Below are 14,665 nucleotides of genomic sequence, written 5' to 3' on the forward strand. Positions count from 1 at the left end.
GGCGCTACTCGGAGTCCGACTTCGAGAGCACGCCACCGAACTGTTCGTCCTTTCGCGTTCGCAGCTCGTCGAGTCGGGACTGGGCGCTCAGTCGGTTCTCGCCGACCGTCGCGCCGACGAGGGCACCGACCGCCGCACCGGAGCTCGCGACGTTTTTATTGACGAGTCCGCCGAGGCCGCCGCCGACGGCGGCGCCGATGGCTGCGTACCGTGCGCGACTGAGCGCGAGTTCGAGTTGCTGTTTTACCATACGGACATATCTACGCGGAACGGAAATAAACGTGTTCCCGGAGAATCGCAACCACGAACACGTACGGCAGCCTGAACGGCCATTCAGCGGTGCTTGGTATCGGTGGCCGAGGATCGCCGGACTCGACGATCGGTCCGGAACGTGAGGGTAAAACGAGCCGCTCGAGGACGTCGCCTCCCGACGATGGAGAATCGAAGTGTCAGTGGACGTGTCGCTGACAGCTCCCACAGAGGTTCTCCTCTTTGATGTCGACCTCCCGAACGGTCGGCGAGAAGTTCATCACACAGCGGTTGTTGTCGCAGTGCTCGAGCCCGTAGGTGTGGCCGATCTCGTGGACGATCTCCTTACGGACGCGGTTCTCGAAGATCTCGCTGGCGCTTTTGTTCGAGAAACCGCCGTCGCTGGAGGTCTGCAGGCGGTACGTGGAGACGACGCTACCGCTTCCGTCGAGGTAGGCAAGCCCGAAGACGTAGTTGCGACGCCGGTAGAACAGGTCGTGGGGGGTGATGGCGATGTTTTTCTCCCCGCGGCCGACCCGCTCGGCGAGCTGGATGAACGTCTCTGCGCAGTACTGGTTCCGGCCGGAGTCGTACGCGCCGGTCGGAACCGACTGCGAATCGTTAACCGTGACGTCGCAGTCGTAGACCGATCGCAACGCGGAGGAAGCCGCCCGCTTGACCTCCGCGGAGACGCTGCCGACCGGCACGATATCGACGAGCATGACAACTGCTATGGTCGCGGGTAGCATAAACGTCCCGCCGTGACCAGTTTCCGCGGGAATCCAGGGACGCTCGAGGACCATCTCACGACCTACGATCGGGTCGTCGAGGTCGGGATCGGCCGCCGCACCGAACTGTCGGGAGCCCTCGCCGAGGCAGGCGTCTCGGTAACCGCGACTGACGTCACGCCACGAGCGGTGCCCGACGCCGTCGAGTTCGTCGTCGACGACGTCGTCGACCCCGAGATCGGCATCTACGAGGACGCCGACGCGATCTACGCACGAAACCTGCCCCCGGAGCTCCACCGGCCGACCCTCGCGGTCGCCGAGCGGGTCGGCGCCGCGTTCCTGTTTACGACGCTGGGGGGCGACCAGCCCGCGGTGCCGGTCGAACGGAAAACGGTGCGCGAGGGGACGCTGTACGTTGCCCGCGACGAGGCCTCGCGAGCGGACGAAAGGAGTTACCCGGGTCCGCGAGAGTGAGGGCAACGATGGCCGTCGAGTCGCTCCCGTCCGGTTCCACTCTCCTCGCCGTCCTCGGGCTCGTCGTCGCGCTCGCTATCGTCCTGCGTGGACTGGGTGTCCTCCTCCGGATCGCGGTCCATCTCTTTGCCTTCCCGGGGGTCGTCGTCCACGAGTTCGCCCACGCGACGGCCTGTCGGCTCGTCGGCGTCAGGGTGATCGAGGCCGTCTACTTCAGGTTCGGGAACCCGCCGGGGTACGTCCGCCACGCCACGCCCGATCGGTACCGCCAGTCGGTGGTCATCAGCGTCGCCCCGTTCCTGCTGAACACGGTCGCCGCGGTCGCCGCGTTCGTCGGCGCCGTCCTCGTCGTCGCTGCGGCCGGCGGCGTTCGGACGGCTCCGCTCGAGTACGCGATCGCCAGCGGCGTCCTCGGCTGGATCGGGCTCTCGATCGGAATGGCCGCCTTCCCGAGCACGACCGACGCGCGGACGCTGTGGACCCGCTCCCGACGGGAGTGGCGCCGATCCCCGGTCGTGTTGCTCGGCCTCCCGATCGTCGCGCTGATCTACGTCGTCAACGTTCTCTCCTGGCTGTGGGCCCACGTCCTCTATGCCGTCGGTCTGTTCGTCCTCGCGCTCGTGACCGTCGGCGCGCTCGCGATCTGAACCGTCCAGCTTTATTCCCGGGGGCGCGTTCGTCCCCGTATGAACGCAGACGCAGTCGTCTTGGACATCGACGGCGTGCTCGTCGACGTCGCCGACTCCTACCGCCGGGCGATCGTCGAATCCGTCGAGCACGTCTACGACCGCACGATCCGCAAAGAAGACATCCAGGCGTTCAAGAACGCCGGGGGGTTCAACAACGACTGGGAACTGACCTACGCCGCGGCGCTGTACGTGCTCGCGACCGAAGAGGGCTATCGCGCGTCGATCGACGAGTTTACCGACGCGATCGCCGAGCGCGGTGGCGGGCTCGAGGCCGCCGAGGGCGTCGTCCGCGAGGCGATCGGCGCGCGGGCGACCCAGCGCGTGACCGATCGGTGGGACCGCCAGCAACTCCGGGACGTCTTCCAGCAGCTGTACCTCGGCAGCGAGCTCTACCGGGGCCTCGAGGACGCCGAGCCCGACCTCGAGACGCGGGGATTCATCCACGACGAGCCCGTCGTCCTCGAGCCCGAGGTACGGGATCGGCTCCTCGAGAACTACGACGTCGGCGTCCTGACCGGGCGTCCCGCCGCGGAGGCCGAGATCGCCCTCGAACGGGTCGGCCTCGACGAGGCGATCCCCGCCGACCGCCGTTTTACGATGGACGACTGGGAGGAGGGGAAACCCCACCCCCGGGCGCTGACCGTCCTCGCCGAGCGGTTCGACGCCGACGCGGTCGTCTTCGTCGGCGACACCTTAGACGACGTGCGGACGGCGAACAATGCGGCGGAAGCGGATCCCGACCGAACGTACCGCGGCGCCGGCGTGCTGACAGGCGGGCTCACTGGCGAGGACGGCCGTCGGGCCTACGAGCGCGAGGACGCCGCGGCCGTCCTCGAGTCGGTCAACGAGCTGCCAGACCTGCTCGAGTAGGGGGTGCCCGACTGAGCGTCCGAGACCGCGCGGCCTGCAGCTCCCCCCATCCGTTTTTTCCCCGCCTTCGCCGTACTACCCGCAGATTCCGATGTCCGACTTCGCAAGCGGCGACCTCCCCGGCGAGGCGACCTCAGTCTGGCTCGCGAACACCCGCGAGGACGATCCCGACCCCGATCCGCTCGAGGGGGCCCGCAGCGTCGACGTCGCCGTCGTCGGCGCCGGGATCGCCGGGCTCTCGACGGCGATCGAGCTGCGCGAGCGGGACCTGACCGTCGCCGTCCTCGAACGGGATCGCGTCGCGACGGGGATCACGGGGAAGACGACCGCGAAGCTGACCAGCCAGCACGGGGCAATCTACGATCACCTGCGCCGGGAGTTCGGCCAGGCACAGGCGAGTCGGTACGCCACCGTCCAGGAGGAGGCGATCGATCGGGTCGAGTGCCGGATCGAGGAGCTGGGGATCGACTGCGGGTTCGAGCGCCAGCCCTCCTACCTCTACAGCAACGAGCCCGACGAGATCGAACGGGAGGTCGACGCCGCCCGCGCGGCGGGACTCGAGGCCAGCTACGTCACCTCCGTCCCGCCGTTCGAGCGCGCGCAGGCCGCGGTCCGGTTCGAGGACCAGGCCTGGTTCCACCCCCGGAAGTACCTGCTCGCGATCGCCGACGAGCTCCGGGCCGACGACGGCGCCCACCTCCACGAGGAGACTCGCGTGACCGACCTCGAGGACGGAACGCCCTGCGTCGTTCGCACGGAATCGGGAACCGTCCGGGCCACACACGTCGTCCTCGCGACGGGGTTTCCGATCCGTGACCGGGCAGGCTACTTCGCCCGGATGCACCCCAAGCGGTCCTACGTCCTCGGGATCCGTCTGGACGGCGACCCTCCGGAAGGAATGTACTACCGCACCGGCGATCCCTACCGCTCCGTTCGCACCTACCGCGACGAGGGAGAGGAGCTGTTGCTGGTCGGGGGCGAGAACCACAAGACGGGCCAGGGCGGCTCGACCGCCGACCGCTACCGGCGGCTCGAGTCGTGGGCCCGCGAGCGGTTCCCTGTCGACGAGATCGCCTACCGGTGGTCGACCCAGGACTACAAGCCCGTCGACAAGATGCCCTTCATCGGCCGCGCCGGCGCCGGAACTGAGAACCTCTCCGTCGCGACGGGGTTCCGGGGCTGGGGGATGACCAACGGCACTGCCGCAGGACGACTGCTGGCGGCCGATATCGACGGCGAACCGGTGCCCGACCTAGATCTGTTCGACCCGCTCCGGCTGACGCCGAAGGCCTCGCTGGGCAAGACCCTCACCGAGAACGCCGACACGGCGAGCGAGTTCGTCACCGACTGGTTCCAGACGCTCGTCACCCCGGATCTGACGGCGCTCGGGCCCGGCGAGGCAAAGGTCGTCCGCAAGGGCGGGAAGCCCATCGCCTGCGCGCGCGACGACGACGGCGAGCTTCACGCCGTTTCGGCGGTCTGTACCCACATGTACTGTCTCGTCGAGTGGAACGACGCCGAGGAGAGCTGGGACTGTCCCTGCCACGGCTCGCGGTTCGATCCCGACGGCGAGGTCCTGGAGGGGCCGGCGACCGAGGACTTGCCGGCTCGGGAGGGGTAGCTACCGGGCGAGCCCCGTCCCCGCCCCTGCCTCGAGCCCGGGGTAGTCCGCGACGACCCCGTCGACGCCCGCCGCGGCGAGCTCGTCGAACTGGAGCCAGCTATCGACGGTCCAGACGTTGACCGCGCGGCCCTCATCGTGGGCGAGCTCGACGACGTCGAGTTCGGGCTCGCTCGTCGGGAGCCCATAGTAGGGCTCGCTCGCGAGCGCGGTCCCCGCGATCGCGTTCCGCGGCGGGTGGATTGCCTCGCAGTCGTACCGGCGCGCGATCTCGACGCCCGCCTCGAGGTCGTCCCACACGAGGGGTGCGGCCGCGTCGTCGGCGACCTCCCGAAGGGCGGCGAGCGCGCCCTCGCAGAACGAGGAAAAGAGGAGTTCGCCGCCGAAGTCCTCGCAGTCCTCGAGGACGCGCTCGACGAACGGCTGCCACAGCTCCCGGCGTTCCGCCCGCTCGTCCGCGGGCAGGGAGTCGCCGACGCGCAGGTCGGTCGTCCCCGGATTCTTCAGCTCGACGTTGAGCCCGACCGTCTCGGGGACGGCTTCGAGCAGCGCCGACAGCGTCGGGATCGACGCCTCGGACCCCAGTACCGACAGCGACGTGAGCCGCTCGAGGGGTGTCTCCCAGAGAAGCCCAGCGGCGTCGGTTACGGGTCGGCCGTCCCGCGTTCCCTCGAGGCGCTCGTCGTGGAAGACGACCGGGGTGCCGCAGGCGGCGGGCTGGACGTCGATCTCGACCATCGCGGTCGCGTCGCGCTCGGCGGCGGCAACGGCCGCGGCGATCGTGTTCTCGGGGGCGACACCGGCGTAGCCGCGGTGGGCGATGAGAGCGGGACTGTGCATACCGACGCCCACGGCTGGGACCCCTATCAGTGGTTGGCAGTGCGGTTCGGTCGGTCGCTGTGCAACCTGCGTTCAGTACAGGGCAAACAGGTAATGGAACGACAGTTGATTTCACTGATGACTGCCAGGAGCGGTGTGTTGGAGAGAAAATGGGTTCAGCAAATCAGTTCCGCTTGTTCAGGAAACTATGCTGGGCTGACCGATTGGTACGACTGCTTACGAAGTAGTGTGCAAGTCATAGAGGGTCGCAGCTCCAATGAGAGCGACAAAGATACCGACTACACCGGTAACCCAATCGTTCGATACGAAGAAGGAACCTGCCAAGAGTACACCAATAACAATTGAGGCAGCCCCACTGAATTTTCGAACCCGGATACTGTCCATATACTCATTTCCATTGACATTGTGTTAACTACTTTGATCAGAACGGATACTAGGGTCTCCCGTTGCTCGGGGAGATTCGGTTCAGAATAGCCATCGGTTCATGCTATATTCGAGTTCTGTATTCCGCTTTGCTCTATCCACACAATCGATAGCTAAGAGAAGTAGCGGTGTTAGGTTCGCGAGCGTGATCAGCGGATCCGCCTCCTTTGACACCGATCCACTGCGACGACAACGCTCCTCGCGTTCGCCTGCCGGGTTGCCTTTCAATACGCTACCGGTCGAACCGAGGACGTATGACGGACACGACGCTGGACGACGTCGAACGAAACCTGGGTCGGGTCGAGGAGCTCGAACAGGAGGAGGCGATCTCGGTGCTCCAGACCGCAAAGCAGGACCTCGAGGCGATGAGTACCGACGCCGACGTCGACGAGGAGCGCCGTCAGGCCCTCGAGGATCGCCTCGACCAGCGGCTGCGGGAGATCGAGGAGCGCGACGCTTACGACGGCAACGTCGGCGAGGCGATGAATCCAGAGGACCACGACGCGCCCTGAGTCGGACCGGGAGACGTCGGCTTCGCGCAACCGCGGTCGAGTCGCGGTTGCGACTGAAAAACGGTCGTCAGGACGCGCCCGGGAACCCGGCGAGATCGGCCGACCCCCCACCGTTTTATTCGGCTGCCGTCCTCAGAGACGCGTATGCGAATCGCACTACTGGGCGGTACCGGCGATATCGGCGAGGGGCTCGCGCTTCGGTTCGCGCGCGACACCGACCACGAGATCCTCATCGGCTCCCGGGACCCCGAGAAGGCTCGCGACGCGGTCGCCGAGTACGAGGACGTCCTCGAAGCGATCGGCGCCGAGGCGAACCTGAAGGGCTTTATCAACGAGATGGCCGCTGACCGGGCCGACGTCGTCGTGCTCTCGGTCCCGCCGTACTACGCCGGCGACACGGTCGAAGACGTCGCGGACGTCCTCGACTCCGATACCGTGCTGGTGACGCCCGCGGTCGGCATGCAGGGTGACGACGACGGGCTCCACTATCATCCCCCGAGCGCCGGCAGCGTCTCCGAACTCGTCGCGAAGCGCGCGCCCGACGGCGTTCCCGTGGTGGGTGCCTTCCACAACCTCGCCGCCGGCGCGCTCACTGACCTCGAACTGGAGCTCGATCTCGATACGCTGGTCGTCGGCGACGATACGGACGCGAAAGAACGGGTGATCGCGCTCGCGAACGAGATCAAGGGACTTCGGGCGCTCGACGTCGGTCCGCTTGCTAACGCGGCCGAGGTCGAGAGCGTCACGCCGCTTGTCATCAACGTCGCCCGGTACAACGACGAGCTCCACGACGTCGGCGTGAAGTTCAACTAGCTCGCCGGTTCCGAGCCCGAGTCGGCCTCGGGCCCCGGCTCGGCCTCGAGTTCGATTCCGGACCACGACGTCTCCAGCGAACGCAGCGTCTCGAGGAGCCCGTCGGCGTCGACGGGTTTCGTGAGTGCGTCGTCGACGGGTAGCTCATCGAGCCCGAGCACGCGGTCCTGTGCGGGGTGGCCCGTAAGCACGACCAGCGGGATTGCCTCGAGTTCGGTCCCCTCGATCTCGGTCGCGACCTCGTCGCCGTTCAGCCGCGGCAGTTTGAAATCGAGCAAGACGAGGTCCGGGCGGGGCGCGTCGACGAACTCCGCCCGTCGGTGGAGAAAGTCGAGCGCGTCGCTCCCGTCGTTGACGACGTGTAGCGTGTGATCGATCGGCGTCATCCGTAACGCCTCCTTAGTCAACCGCACGTCGCCGGGGTTGTCCTCGACGAGTAAGATCTCGAGCGACGCTGGAAGCCCACCGGCACCATCCGACATGTGCCTAGCTGGGACCGCCTCCCCCATGCAGTCGATGCCTGTTATTTCAGGCATTGAAATACCCCCTCCCGTGATCAGGCTCCGGAGACCGGTCGTCGCCGTGTCGCCGGCCGGACCGAGGGCCGACCTCGCGAGCCGGACGCTCGACGGCCAGCCGGCTTCCGGTGGCGACGAACGGCCGCGAACGCCGGCGGCACCGCTTTCGAGCGGTGGTCGGCGGCAAAAAGCGAAGGGATCGGGTTACGCGCCGGCGTCCTCGAGGGCGTCCTCGAGGTCATCGCGCTGGGTGACGCCGACGAAGCGTTCGACGACGCCGTCGTCGTTCTCGATGATCAGGGTCGGCAGGGATCGTACCTGATACTCGTTGGCGACGTCCTGCTGTTCGTCGACGTTTACCTTCTCGACCTCGAATCGGCCCTCCCAGTCGTCCTCGAGCTCCTCGAGGATCGGATCCTGGGTCTTGCAGGGGCCACACCAGTCTGCGTAAAAGTCCTTGAGCGTGACGGACATGTGATCACAGGTAGTTGCCACGCGCCGCGCATAAGGGTTTCCCACTCGGGGGTTCACGCCGGTGTCGAGGACGCCGCGGGTCGATCCCCGCCGTCGTCACGGGGTTCCGGTCGGCGAGCGATCCCTCGAGCAACGCTCTGCGCTGGCGATCGACGCAGCTCCGCCGGACGTCGGCGATCGCACTCGCCAGCCTGGCATCGCTCCGCGGGACACCCGATCGGCGAAAGCTTTAGTTCAACCCGACCCGATGGTGTACGTATGGATAGAGGACAGAACTCCGGTGGGTTGATGTCCAGTGCCGGACTCGTCCGGTACTTCGACGCAGAGGACTCGAACGCGATCCGTATCGATCCGAAGACGGTCATCGCGACCGGGATCATGCTGGGCGTGGTTATCCAGCTGCTGATCTTCGTCTCCTAAGTCCTCGACCCCCTTTCCGTTCACCGGCCGCCGAGAGCCGCGGCGCCGGTCGCGTCCGTGACGCGGCGTTTTTGATCGTCCGCTTCGTACCCGACAGCGATGACACTGACCGCCGGCGTCGTCGCCGTCCAGGGCAACGTCGACGCACACGCGACCGCGATCGAGCGCGCGGCCCGGAACCACGGCCGCGAGGTCACCGTCCGCGAGATCCGCACGTCGGGGATCGTCCCCGACTGCGACCTGCTGGCGATGCCCGGCGGGGAGTCGACGACGATCTCCCAGCTCGTTCACGAGGAGGGGATCGACGCCGAGATCCGCGACCACGTCGCGGCCGAGAAACCCCTGCTTGCGACCTGTGCCGGTCTGATCGTCGCCTCGCGCGATCCGAACGACGACCGCGTCGACGCGCTCGGACTGGTCGACGCAAGCGTCGAGCGCAACGCCTTCGGCCGCCAGAAGGACAGCTTCGAGGCGCCCCTGGAGATCGACGGGCTCGCCGAGCCGTTCCCGGCGGTGTTCATCCGCGCGCCCGCTATCGACGACGTCGGCGGTGTCGACGTCCTCGCACGCTGGGACGAGCGTCCGGTCGCCGTACGCGACGGTCCCGTGATCGCTACCGCCTTCCACCCCGAGCTGACCCCCGATAGCCGTCTCCACGGGCTCGCGTTCTTCGAAAACGCGGCGTCGACCGGTCCCCAGCTCGAGGAGTCCGCGTAGCGACGGTCGATCGCGACCGCAGCGCCGATCGACGCCGGCTGGTCGGTCCCGTTCGGGCAAGCATGTGCGACCGAACAGGTTTTTCCGCTGCCACACGTCGGTCGAGGTATGGACGCAGCTATCGACGCCGTCCGCGTCGCGGGAACGCCCCAGGGGCCGGTGCCCGTCGTCGTCCTCGAGGTCGAGGACGAGGACGACGTCGTCCCGATATTCATCGGGTTCAACGAGGCGGTAAGCATCGATCGCGGGCTCGAAGCCGAGGACATCGGTCGCCCCCTGACCCACGACCTGCTGCTCGACGTGATGGAGGAGCTGGGTAGCCGGATCGAGCGCGTCGTCGTCAGCGAAATCGAGACGGGGGACGACGGTCGTGGGGGAACCTACATCGCCGATCTCCACCTCCGGACCCCTCGCGGCGAGACGGTGATCGACGCCCGTCCGAGCGATTCGCTCGCGCTTGCGGCCCGGACCAACGCCCCGATCGAGATCACCGAGGACGTCTTCGAGGACGGCCGAGACGACAGGGAAAAGTTCGAGCACCTCGAATCCGTCCGCGAGGTTTCCGGTGAGCTCTGAATGGACGACACGCTCGAATCACTGTTTGCCGTCATCGAGGATCGTAAGGAAACGCTGCCCGAGGACTCCTACACCGCGTCGCTGTTTACCCACGAGAAGGGTGAGAACGCGGTGCTCGAGAAGCTCGGCGAGGAAAGCACCGAGCTCGTCCTCGCGGCCAAGGACGACGAGCGCGAGGAGATCGCCGCCGAGTCCGCCGACATCGTCTACCATCTACTGGTGTTGCTGTCGATGAAGGGGATGGACCTCGAAGATCTCGAGGACGAACTCGAGGCCCGGCGCTGAGGGCTGCCTGCAGTCGCCCGGGCCAGGTTGATGACACCGTCCGGTGTTAACGTGTCCGCATGGCAGTCAAACGGATCGAACACGCCGACGACCACATGCAGGAGTGTATCGACAACTGCCTCGAGGCCGCACAGGTCTGTGAGTGGTGTGCGGACGCCTGCGCCGACGAGGGCGAGGAGATGGCCCGCTGTATCCGGCTCTGCCGGGACGTAGCCGACATCGCGTCGCTGCACGCGCGGTTCATGGCCCGGAACTCGGCCTACCACGAGGAGCTGGGCGAGCTCTGTGCGGACATCTGCGAGGAGTGTGCCGAGGAGTGCGACGGTCACGACCACGACCACTGTCAGGCCTGCGCGGAGATCCTTCCCGACTGCGTCGAGAGCTGCCGCGAGATGGCTAGCTGAACGCGTAGAGTGCGTTTCGGCTTCGCTCGCGGTTTCCTCCCGATCGCTACACTCGGCGACCGGGACCGCGCGGCTCGCGCGAGCGATCGGGACCGAACAGACCGCCGATCGCGCCGGCGATCGCGCTCTCGAGAGCCATAATAAACGAGATCGCAAGCGCTACGAGGAAGATCCCGAACCCGGCGAGTCCACTGATCAGACCCCCGATCGGGCCGCCCGCCCAGCCGGCGAGGCCGACGAAGACGGCAACGAGCAGGCCGCCGACGAGACCGCCGAACGCCCCGGCGAGCAGTCCGTGCCAGAGGCCACGACCGAGCCCGCCACCCGCCAGGTAGCCCGCGACGAGCCCGCCGACCAGCCCCGCTGCCAGCTGGCCGACGCCCGGCAGCGTGAGCCCGACGATTCCGAGGACGGTGATGACGAGAAAGCCGATGATGACGGCGCGCCAGTCGGTCATACCGATTCGTCGGACGCGAGCGGACATAAGCCCTCGGCGTGGCCGCTGCCGGTCGCGGGCCGTCGGCGATCCGGCTCCGTCCGGCCGCGGGATAACGAACGACCTTTTACGGTCGCGGTTTCTAGCTGAACGCATGATTTTCGAAGACCTTCCGACCACGCCCACGTCGGAAGAGCTGATCGACAAGGCGTTCTCGCGGGCGGCGCGGGCCGGAAAGGCCAAGGGCGGCCTTGAGGCCCAGCAGTCGATGCTCCAGACGGCGGCGAACATCATCTCGGACAACCTGGAGAACGTCGTCACGGCCTGGCCCGACTTCGAGTACGACGCCCACCCGTTCTACTACGAGCTCGCAGACGCGATTCTCGAGATCCCCGACGCTGCGGACGCCGACTCCGGCGTCGACGCGCTCCGGAAGAGCCTCTCGGAGGTGATGTGGGCCAGCCGCAAGGCCCGCGAGATCCACGAGGAGTACCAGCCGAAGCTCCGCAAAACCGACATCGACACCGCGCGCAAACACCGCAAGCAGGCGTTTGCCCGCCTGGCCGACATCGTCGAGCAGGTCGAGGACGACCTGCTGTGGATCAACGAGGCGCGCAACGCCCTGCGGGACCTGCCCGAGATCAACCCCGACGAGCCGACGATCGTCGTCGCCGGCTACCCTAACGTCGGCAAGTCCTCGTTCGTCAACGACGTCACGAACGCCCGCGGCGAGACGGCCTCCTACCCGTTCACGACGAAAGGGATCGGGTTAGGCCACTTCGAGCGCGATCACATCCGCTACCAGATCGTCGACACGCCGGGGCTGCTCGACCGCAAACCCGAGGAGCGCAACCAGATCGAGTCCCAGGCGGTCAGCGCGATCGAACACCTCGCGGACTGCATGCTCGTCGTTCTCGATCCCAGCGGAGAGTGTGGCTACCCGCTCGCGTCCCAGCTCGAGCTTCGGGACGCCATCGCCGCACAGTTCGAGGACGTTCCCGTGTTCACGATCGCGAACAAGGCCGATCGGGCCGACCGCTGGGACGCGGCCGCCGAGGACGAGTACGATCACGCGATGAGCGTTGAGACCGGCGAGAACGTCGAGGGAGTCCTCGACGCGGCCGTCGAAGCGATCGGCTACGAACCCGAGCTACCGTTCGAGGAGTGAGATGAAAGGGCCCGGAATCCTCTGGATGGTACAGACCGCGGCCGGCTTCTCGCTTGCCGGACCGCTGTTTTACCTCGCGGGGAGCCACCTGCTGTCGGGACGGTACGTCTGGGGCGCGGGATTCCTGTTTTTCGCGCTGCTCGTCCTGTACTTCCCGACCTACATCGTCAACCGCATCGGCGGGCCCCGGGCCTGGCTCCGACGGCGGATCGGTCGCGGCACGGACGGATCGGACGCGGACACCGACGCGACGGAAGCCGGCGACGCGACCGACGAGAGCGAGACCGGAGTCCGGTCGCGACTCGAGAAGCTCCGCAGCCGTTGATCGGTCCTCGAGAAGCCAGGTAACTACTCCTCGAGGATGGTGACGTACTGAATCTCGATATCGACGTCGCCGTTGGCGTGTGACTCGACGCGCTCGCGGATTTCGGTCGTTAATCCCGACGCGGTCTCGCCGGGCGGGCCGCCGATCGTCACGACCACTCGCTCGGGGCTCTGGATCGGATAGTCCTCGTCCATGACCACCTCGATATCGAGCAGCTGGTACTGTTCGAACTCCTCGTCGTCGAGGACCATCGTGATCTCCTCGCGGGTGTTCTCCTCGAAGTTGCCGACCTGGTACGACGAGTAGGTAATCGCTCCCAGAAAGACCGAGAAGACGACCACGATCACGACGAGCCCGACGACTCGTTTGCGGACTCGCTGTTCGGTCTCCCCGAGTGCAAACAGGCTCTCCGGACGATACCCCAGATACCACAACGTCAGCAGGCCGGCGAGGTTCACCGAGAGGACGTTGACGAACACCAGCGCCGTCGACCCGATCGCCGCCGCGGGTTGGCCCCAGGCGATCGCGATCCCCGCGGCCGCAGCGGGCGGGATCAGCGCCGCGGCGATCATGACACCGACGAGCGCGACCGAGATGCCCGTCGCAATACTGACGATCCCGGCGACGCCGGCACCGAGCGCGACGGCAAGCGACAGCAGGTCGGGGGCGAGCCGTTCGGAGATCTCGTCGACCTCCGCGAGGTCGAGCCCGGGCGGAACGATGTTGATCGCCTGGACGGCCCACGCGAAGACGGCCGCGGCGCCGATCGCGAAGACGATCCCGATAATCTGGTAGGTGATGCTCTCGACGAACAGCTCCTCGTCGTCGATCACCGAGCCGACGCTCGCGCCAAGGGCCGGACCGATCAGTGGTGCGATCACCATCGAGCCGACGACGACGGCCGGCGAGTCGAGCAACAGTCCCGCCGTCGCGACGATCGCACTGATGACCGTCATCGTCGAGTAGACGCCGAACGTCGGCGTCAGCGATTCGGCCTCCGTCTGAAGCTCCTGGCGGGAGATCCGATCGGACTCGACGTCGCCCTCCTCGTACTCCTCGCGCAGCGCCTCGAAGCGCCGCGAGATCACCGTCTCGGCGTCGACGACGACTGTGTAGGCGTCCTCGCCGATTCCCACCTCCTGGAGCTCGTCGAGAACCGGCTCGACCGCCGGCGCCGGCAGCGGAAAGTAGACTACCGCCGTGTACTCCCGATCGCTCCCCTCGTCAGTCACGACGTAGTCGATCCCGCGGTCGTCGAGCGTCTCGAGGATCGTCTGTCGCTTTCCCGTCGGAACCGTCAACTGTACCAGCCGCACGTTCGGTAGATCGACCCCCCGGGACATAACTTCGGGCACTTTCGCCGGACGGTCGGTCGGTTTCGGTCGTCGACTCCCGGACGCGGACGTCGACTGGACCCGGTCTGTGCGTGAACTATACCCCGCTCGCGTTCGTCCGACCCGGTATGGCTCACCGAGTGACGGTCTCGCTCGACGACGACGCACACGCGGCCCTCGAGACGCTCGAGACGAAGGCCGAGATGGGACGAAGCGAACTCGTTCGCCGCGCGATCTCCTTCTATGCAGCCAACTTCGAGGCCGCAAGCGAACGACCCAGCGACAACTTAGAGCAGTACTACCAGATGCTCTCCTCGGGCGAGCACGTCCTGCTCGACGTCGACTTCCTGCACGCCTTCCTCGAGTACTGCTACGCGGACGGCGATCCCGACCCGGCGTTCATCGAGGCGGCCGACCGGGTCTCGGACTACCACGCCCGCGAGTACGAGACCCGGTTCGAGGACGTCGGCGAGCTCCTGGAGTGGCTCTCGTTCTGTGGCTTCCTCGAGGTGCGCGACGAGGCCGACGGCGTCTACCACGTCGTCTTTCCCTCGGAGGCGATCCAGTGGTTCATGACGCGGTTCATCGAGCGCAGTACGTCCTCGCTGCCGACGGAGATCGAGATCGAGCGGGGCGTCTCGAAGACGATCATCGCCGAACGGTCCGGCGACAGGTAAGTGGTCGTTCATACGAGTTCACACTCCCTCATACGGGAGTCGGATCGAACGGTGGCGCCGCCGAACGCGTGTGATCACGTCTCAACAACCCTTATCCGCCTCTCGGAGAGCG

At 66.7% G+C, this 14,665-nt stretch carries 21 protein-coding genes; 14 read left to right on the top strand and 7 right to left on the bottom strand.

What is annotated here, in order from left to right; translation table 11 throughout:
- Positions 1 to 4: 4 nt before the first annotated feature.
- Together NATOC_RS11560 and NATOC_RS11565 are read right to left on the bottom strand one after the other, a co-directional pair.
- Positions 5 to 250 (bottom strand): YMGG-like glycine zipper-containing protein, encoded by a 246-nt coding sequence (locus tag NATOC_RS11560; RefSeq protein WP_015321631.1) that lies wholly within the window; start codon positions 248 to 250, stop codon positions 5 to 7.
- A 199-nt stretch (positions 251 to 449) separates the two neighbouring features.
- Positions 450 to 971, bottom strand: coding sequence for an archaemetzincin family Zn-dependent metalloprotease (locus tag NATOC_RS11565; RefSeq protein WP_015321632.1), 522 nt, complete (start codon positions 969 to 971; stop codon positions 450 to 452).
- Positions 972 to 1,010: 39 nt separating this feature from the next.
- Between NATOC_RS11565 and NATOC_RS11570 the strand changes: the two genes are divergently transcribed.
- The 4 genes from NATOC_RS11570 (at position 1,011) to NATOC_RS11585 (ending at position 4,631) form a co-directional block, all read left to right on the top strand.
- Positions 1,011 to 1,451: a UPF0146 family protein gene (locus NATOC_RS11570; RefSeq protein ID WP_015321633.1), complete on the top strand. Its 441-nt coding sequence runs from the start codon at positions 1,011 to 1,013 to the stop codon at positions 1,449 to 1,451.
- Positions 1,452 to 1,459: 8 nt separating this feature from the next.
- Positions 1,460 to 2,098, top strand: a complete 639-nt coding sequence (locus NATOC_RS11575; RefSeq protein ID WP_015321634.1) for a DUF3267 domain-containing protein — start codon at positions 1,460 to 1,462, stop codon at positions 2,096 to 2,098.
- Between the two features lie 39 nt (positions 2,099 to 2,137).
- Entirely contained in the window at positions 2,138 to 3,010 is an 873-nt protein-coding gene (locus NATOC_RS11580; RefSeq protein ID WP_015321635.1) for a TIGR01548 family HAD-type hydrolase, read from the top strand.
- Between the two features lie 91 nt (positions 3,011 to 3,101).
- Positions 3,102 to 4,631 carry an FAD-dependent oxidoreductase gene (locus NATOC_RS11585; protein WP_015321636.1) on the top strand — a complete coding sequence of 510 codons (1,530 nt, stop codon included), beginning with the start codon at positions 3,102 to 3,104 and terminating at the stop codon, positions 4,629 to 4,631.
- On the opposite strand, the gene NATOC_RS11590 is transcribed toward NATOC_RS11585, so the two are convergent.
- Positions 4,632 to 5,471 carry a glycerophosphodiester phosphodiesterase gene (locus tag NATOC_RS11590; RefSeq protein WP_015321637.1) on the bottom strand — a complete coding sequence of 280 codons (840 nt, stop codon included), beginning with the start codon at positions 5,469 to 5,471 and terminating at the stop codon, positions 4,632 to 4,634.
- Positions 5,472 to 6,148: 677 nt separating this feature from the next.
- On the opposite strand from NATOC_RS11590, the gene NATOC_RS11595 reads away from it, so the two are divergent.
- Together NATOC_RS11595 and npdG are read left to right on the top strand one after the other, a co-directional pair.
- Complete coding sequence (locus tag NATOC_RS11595; protein WP_015321638.1) at positions 6,149 to 6,406, top strand: hypothetical protein; 258 nt, start codon at positions 6,149 to 6,151, stop codon at positions 6,404 to 6,406.
- A gap of 144 nt (positions 6,407 to 6,550) precedes the next feature.
- Positions 6,551 to 7,219 carry an NADPH-dependent F420 reductase gene (gene npdG, locus NATOC_RS11600; protein ID WP_015321639.1) on the top strand — a complete coding sequence of 223 codons (669 nt, stop codon included), beginning with the start codon at positions 6,551 to 6,553 and terminating at the stop codon, positions 7,217 to 7,219.
- Here the strand turns inward: npdG and NATOC_RS11605 are convergent.
- Positions 7,216 to 7,701 (bottom strand): response regulator, encoded by a 486-nt coding sequence (locus NATOC_RS11605; protein WP_049888755.1) that lies wholly within the window; start codon positions 7,699 to 7,701, stop codon positions 7,216 to 7,218. The two genes, npdG and NATOC_RS11605, sit on opposite strands and share 4 nt — an antisense overlap.
- Positions 7,702 to 7,941: 240 nt before the next feature.
- The gene (locus tag NATOC_RS11610) at positions 7,942 to 8,211 is read right to left on the bottom strand and encodes a thioredoxin family protein (protein ID WP_015321641.1); all 270 of its coding nucleotides are present in this window, start codon (positions 8,209 to 8,211) and stop codon (positions 7,942 to 7,944) included.
- 258 nt (positions 8,212 to 8,469) lie between these two features.
- Here NATOC_RS11610 and NATOC_RS11615 point away from each other — a divergent pair, with 258 nt between their 5' ends.
- The 5 genes from NATOC_RS11615 to NATOC_RS11635 all read left to right on the top strand — a co-directional run bounded on the left by NATOC_RS11615 (position 8,470) and on the right by NATOC_RS11635 (position 10,613).
- The gene (locus tag NATOC_RS11615; protein WP_015321642.1) at positions 8,470 to 8,631 is read left to right on the top strand and encodes a preprotein translocase subunit Sec61beta; all 162 of its coding nucleotides are present in this window, start codon (positions 8,470 to 8,472) and stop codon (positions 8,629 to 8,631) included.
- A 99-nt stretch (positions 8,632 to 8,730) separates the two neighbouring features.
- Positions 8,731 to 9,348, top strand: a complete 618-nt coding sequence (gene pdxT / locus NATOC_RS11620) for a pyridoxal 5'-phosphate synthase glutaminase subunit PdxT (RefSeq protein WP_015321643.1) — start codon at positions 8,731 to 8,733, stop codon at positions 9,346 to 9,348.
- A 108-nt stretch (positions 9,349 to 9,456) separates the two neighbouring features.
- Positions 9,457 to 9,924, top strand: a complete 468-nt coding sequence (locus NATOC_RS11625; protein WP_015321644.1) for a bifunctional nuclease family protein — start codon at positions 9,457 to 9,459, stop codon at positions 9,922 to 9,924.
- Positions 9,925 to 10,209, top strand: a complete 285-nt coding sequence (hisE, locus tag NATOC_RS11630) for a phosphoribosyl-ATP diphosphatase (protein ID WP_015321645.1) — start codon at positions 9,925 to 9,927, stop codon at positions 10,207 to 10,209.
- A 59-nt stretch (positions 10,210 to 10,268) separates the two neighbouring features.
- Complete coding sequence (locus NATOC_RS11635) at positions 10,269 to 10,613, top strand: four-helix bundle copper-binding protein (protein ID WP_015321646.1); 345 nt, start codon at positions 10,269 to 10,271, stop codon at positions 10,611 to 10,613.
- A gap of 46 nt (positions 10,614 to 10,659) precedes the next feature.
- Here NATOC_RS11635 and NATOC_RS11640 read toward each other — a convergent pair whose 3' ends face one another.
- Complete coding sequence (locus NATOC_RS11640) at positions 10,660 to 11,070, bottom strand: DUF5518 domain-containing protein (RefSeq protein ID WP_015321647.1); 411 nt, start codon at positions 11,068 to 11,070, stop codon at positions 10,660 to 10,662.
- 133 nt (positions 11,071 to 11,203) lie between these two features.
- Here NATOC_RS11640 and NATOC_RS11645 point away from each other — a divergent pair, with 133 nt between their 5' ends.
- Both NATOC_RS11645 and NATOC_RS11650 read left to right on the top strand, forming a co-directional pair.
- On the top strand, positions 11,204 to 12,217 hold the full coding sequence (locus NATOC_RS11645) for an NOG1 family protein (protein WP_015321648.1): 1,014 nt from the start codon (positions 11,204 to 11,206) through the stop codon (positions 12,215 to 12,217).
- 1 nt (position 12,218) lies between these two features.
- Complete coding sequence (locus tag NATOC_RS11650) at positions 12,219 to 12,542, top strand: hypothetical protein (protein WP_015321649.1); 324 nt, start codon at positions 12,219 to 12,221, stop codon at positions 12,540 to 12,542.
- Between the two features lie 23 nt (positions 12,543 to 12,565).
- Here NATOC_RS11650 and NATOC_RS11655 read toward each other — a convergent pair whose 3' ends face one another.
- Positions 12,566 to 13,858, bottom strand: a complete 1,293-nt coding sequence (locus NATOC_RS11655; RefSeq protein WP_049888921.1) for a TIGR00341 family protein — start codon at positions 13,856 to 13,858, stop codon at positions 12,566 to 12,568.
- Between the two features lie 146 nt (positions 13,859 to 14,004).
- On the opposite strand from NATOC_RS11655, the gene NATOC_RS11660 reads away from it, so the two are divergent.
- On the top strand, positions 14,005 to 14,553 hold the full coding sequence (locus NATOC_RS11660) for a ribbon-helix-helix protein, CopG family (protein WP_015321651.1): 549 nt from the start codon (positions 14,005 to 14,007) through the stop codon (positions 14,551 to 14,553).
- Positions 14,554 to 14,665: the final 112 nt, after the last annotated feature.

The organism is Natronococcus occultus SP4 (assembly GCF_000328685.1).
GTDB classification, from domain to species: Archaea; Halobacteriota; Halobacteria; order Halobacteriales; family Natrialbaceae; genus Natronococcus; species Natronococcus occultus.

What these genes read in the sequence shown, in the direction of transcription:
- NATOC_RS11575 (WP_015321634.1), top strand. Translation starts at nt 1,460, where the DNA reads ATGGCCGTCGAGTCGCTCCCGTCCGGTTCCACTCTCCTCGCCGTCCTC.
- NATOC_RS11605 (WP_049888755.1), bottom strand. Translation starts at nt 7,701, where the DNA reads ATGTCGGATGGTGCCGGTGGGCTTCCAGCGTCGCTCGAGATCTTACTC.
- NATOC_RS11580 (WP_015321635.1), top strand. Translation starts at nt 2,138, where the DNA reads ATGAACGCAGACGCAGTCGTCTTGGACATCGACGGCGTGCTCGTCGAC.
- hisE (WP_015321645.1), top strand. Translation starts at nt 9,925, where the DNA reads ATGGACGACACGCTCGAATCACTGTTTGCCGTCATCGAGGATCGTAAG.
- NATOC_RS11615 (WP_015321642.1), top strand. Translation starts at nt 8,470, where the DNA reads ATGGATAGAGGACAGAACTCCGGTGGGTTGATGTCCAGTGCCGGACTC.
- pdxT (WP_015321643.1), top strand. Translation starts at nt 8,731, where the DNA reads ATGACACTGACCGCCGGCGTCGTCGCCGTCCAGGGCAACGTCGACGCA.
- NATOC_RS11610 (WP_015321641.1), bottom strand. Translation starts at nt 8,211, where the DNA reads ATGTCCGTCACGCTCAAGGACTTTTACGCAGACTGGTGTGGCCCCTGC.
- NATOC_RS11650 (WP_015321649.1), top strand. Translation starts at nt 12,219, where the DNA reads ATGAAAGGGCCCGGAATCCTCTGGATGGTACAGACCGCGGCCGGCTTC.
- NATOC_RS11645 (WP_015321648.1), top strand. Translation starts at nt 11,204, where the DNA reads ATGATTTTCGAAGACCTTCCGACCACGCCCACGTCGGAAGAGCTGATC.
- NATOC_RS11595 (WP_015321638.1), top strand. Translation starts at nt 6,149, where the DNA reads ATGACGGACACGACGCTGGACGACGTCGAACGAAACCTGGGTCGGGTC.
- NATOC_RS11560 (WP_015321631.1), bottom strand. Translation starts at nt 250, where the DNA reads ATGGTAAAACAGCAACTCGAACTCGCGCTCAGTCGCGCACGGTACGCA.
- NATOC_RS11625 (WP_015321644.1), top strand. Translation starts at nt 9,457, where the DNA reads ATGGACGCAGCTATCGACGCCGTCCGCGTCGCGGGAACGCCCCAGGGG.
- npdG (WP_015321639.1), top strand. Translation starts at nt 6,551, where the DNA reads ATGCGAATCGCACTACTGGGCGGTACCGGCGATATCGGCGAGGGGCTC.
- NATOC_RS11585 (WP_015321636.1), top strand. Translation starts at nt 3,102, where the DNA reads ATGTCCGACTTCGCAAGCGGCGACCTCCCCGGCGAGGCGACCTCAGTC.
- NATOC_RS11635 (WP_015321646.1), top strand. Translation starts at nt 10,269, where the DNA reads ATGGCAGTCAAACGGATCGAACACGCCGACGACCACATGCAGGAGTGT.
- NATOC_RS11565 (WP_015321632.1), bottom strand. Translation starts at nt 971, where the DNA reads ATGCTCGTCGATATCGTGCCGGTCGGCAGCGTCTCCGCGGAGGTCAAG.
- NATOC_RS11640 (WP_015321647.1), bottom strand. Translation starts at nt 11,070, where the DNA reads ATGACCGACTGGCGCGCCGTCATCATCGGCTTTCTCGTCATCACCGTC.
- NATOC_RS11590 (WP_015321637.1), bottom strand. Translation starts at nt 5,471, where the DNA reads ATGCACAGTCCCGCTCTCATCGCCCACCGCGGCTACGCCGGTGTCGCC.
- NATOC_RS11660 (WP_015321651.1), top strand. Translation starts at nt 14,005, where the DNA reads ATGGCTCACCGAGTGACGGTCTCGCTCGACGACGACGCACACGCGGCC.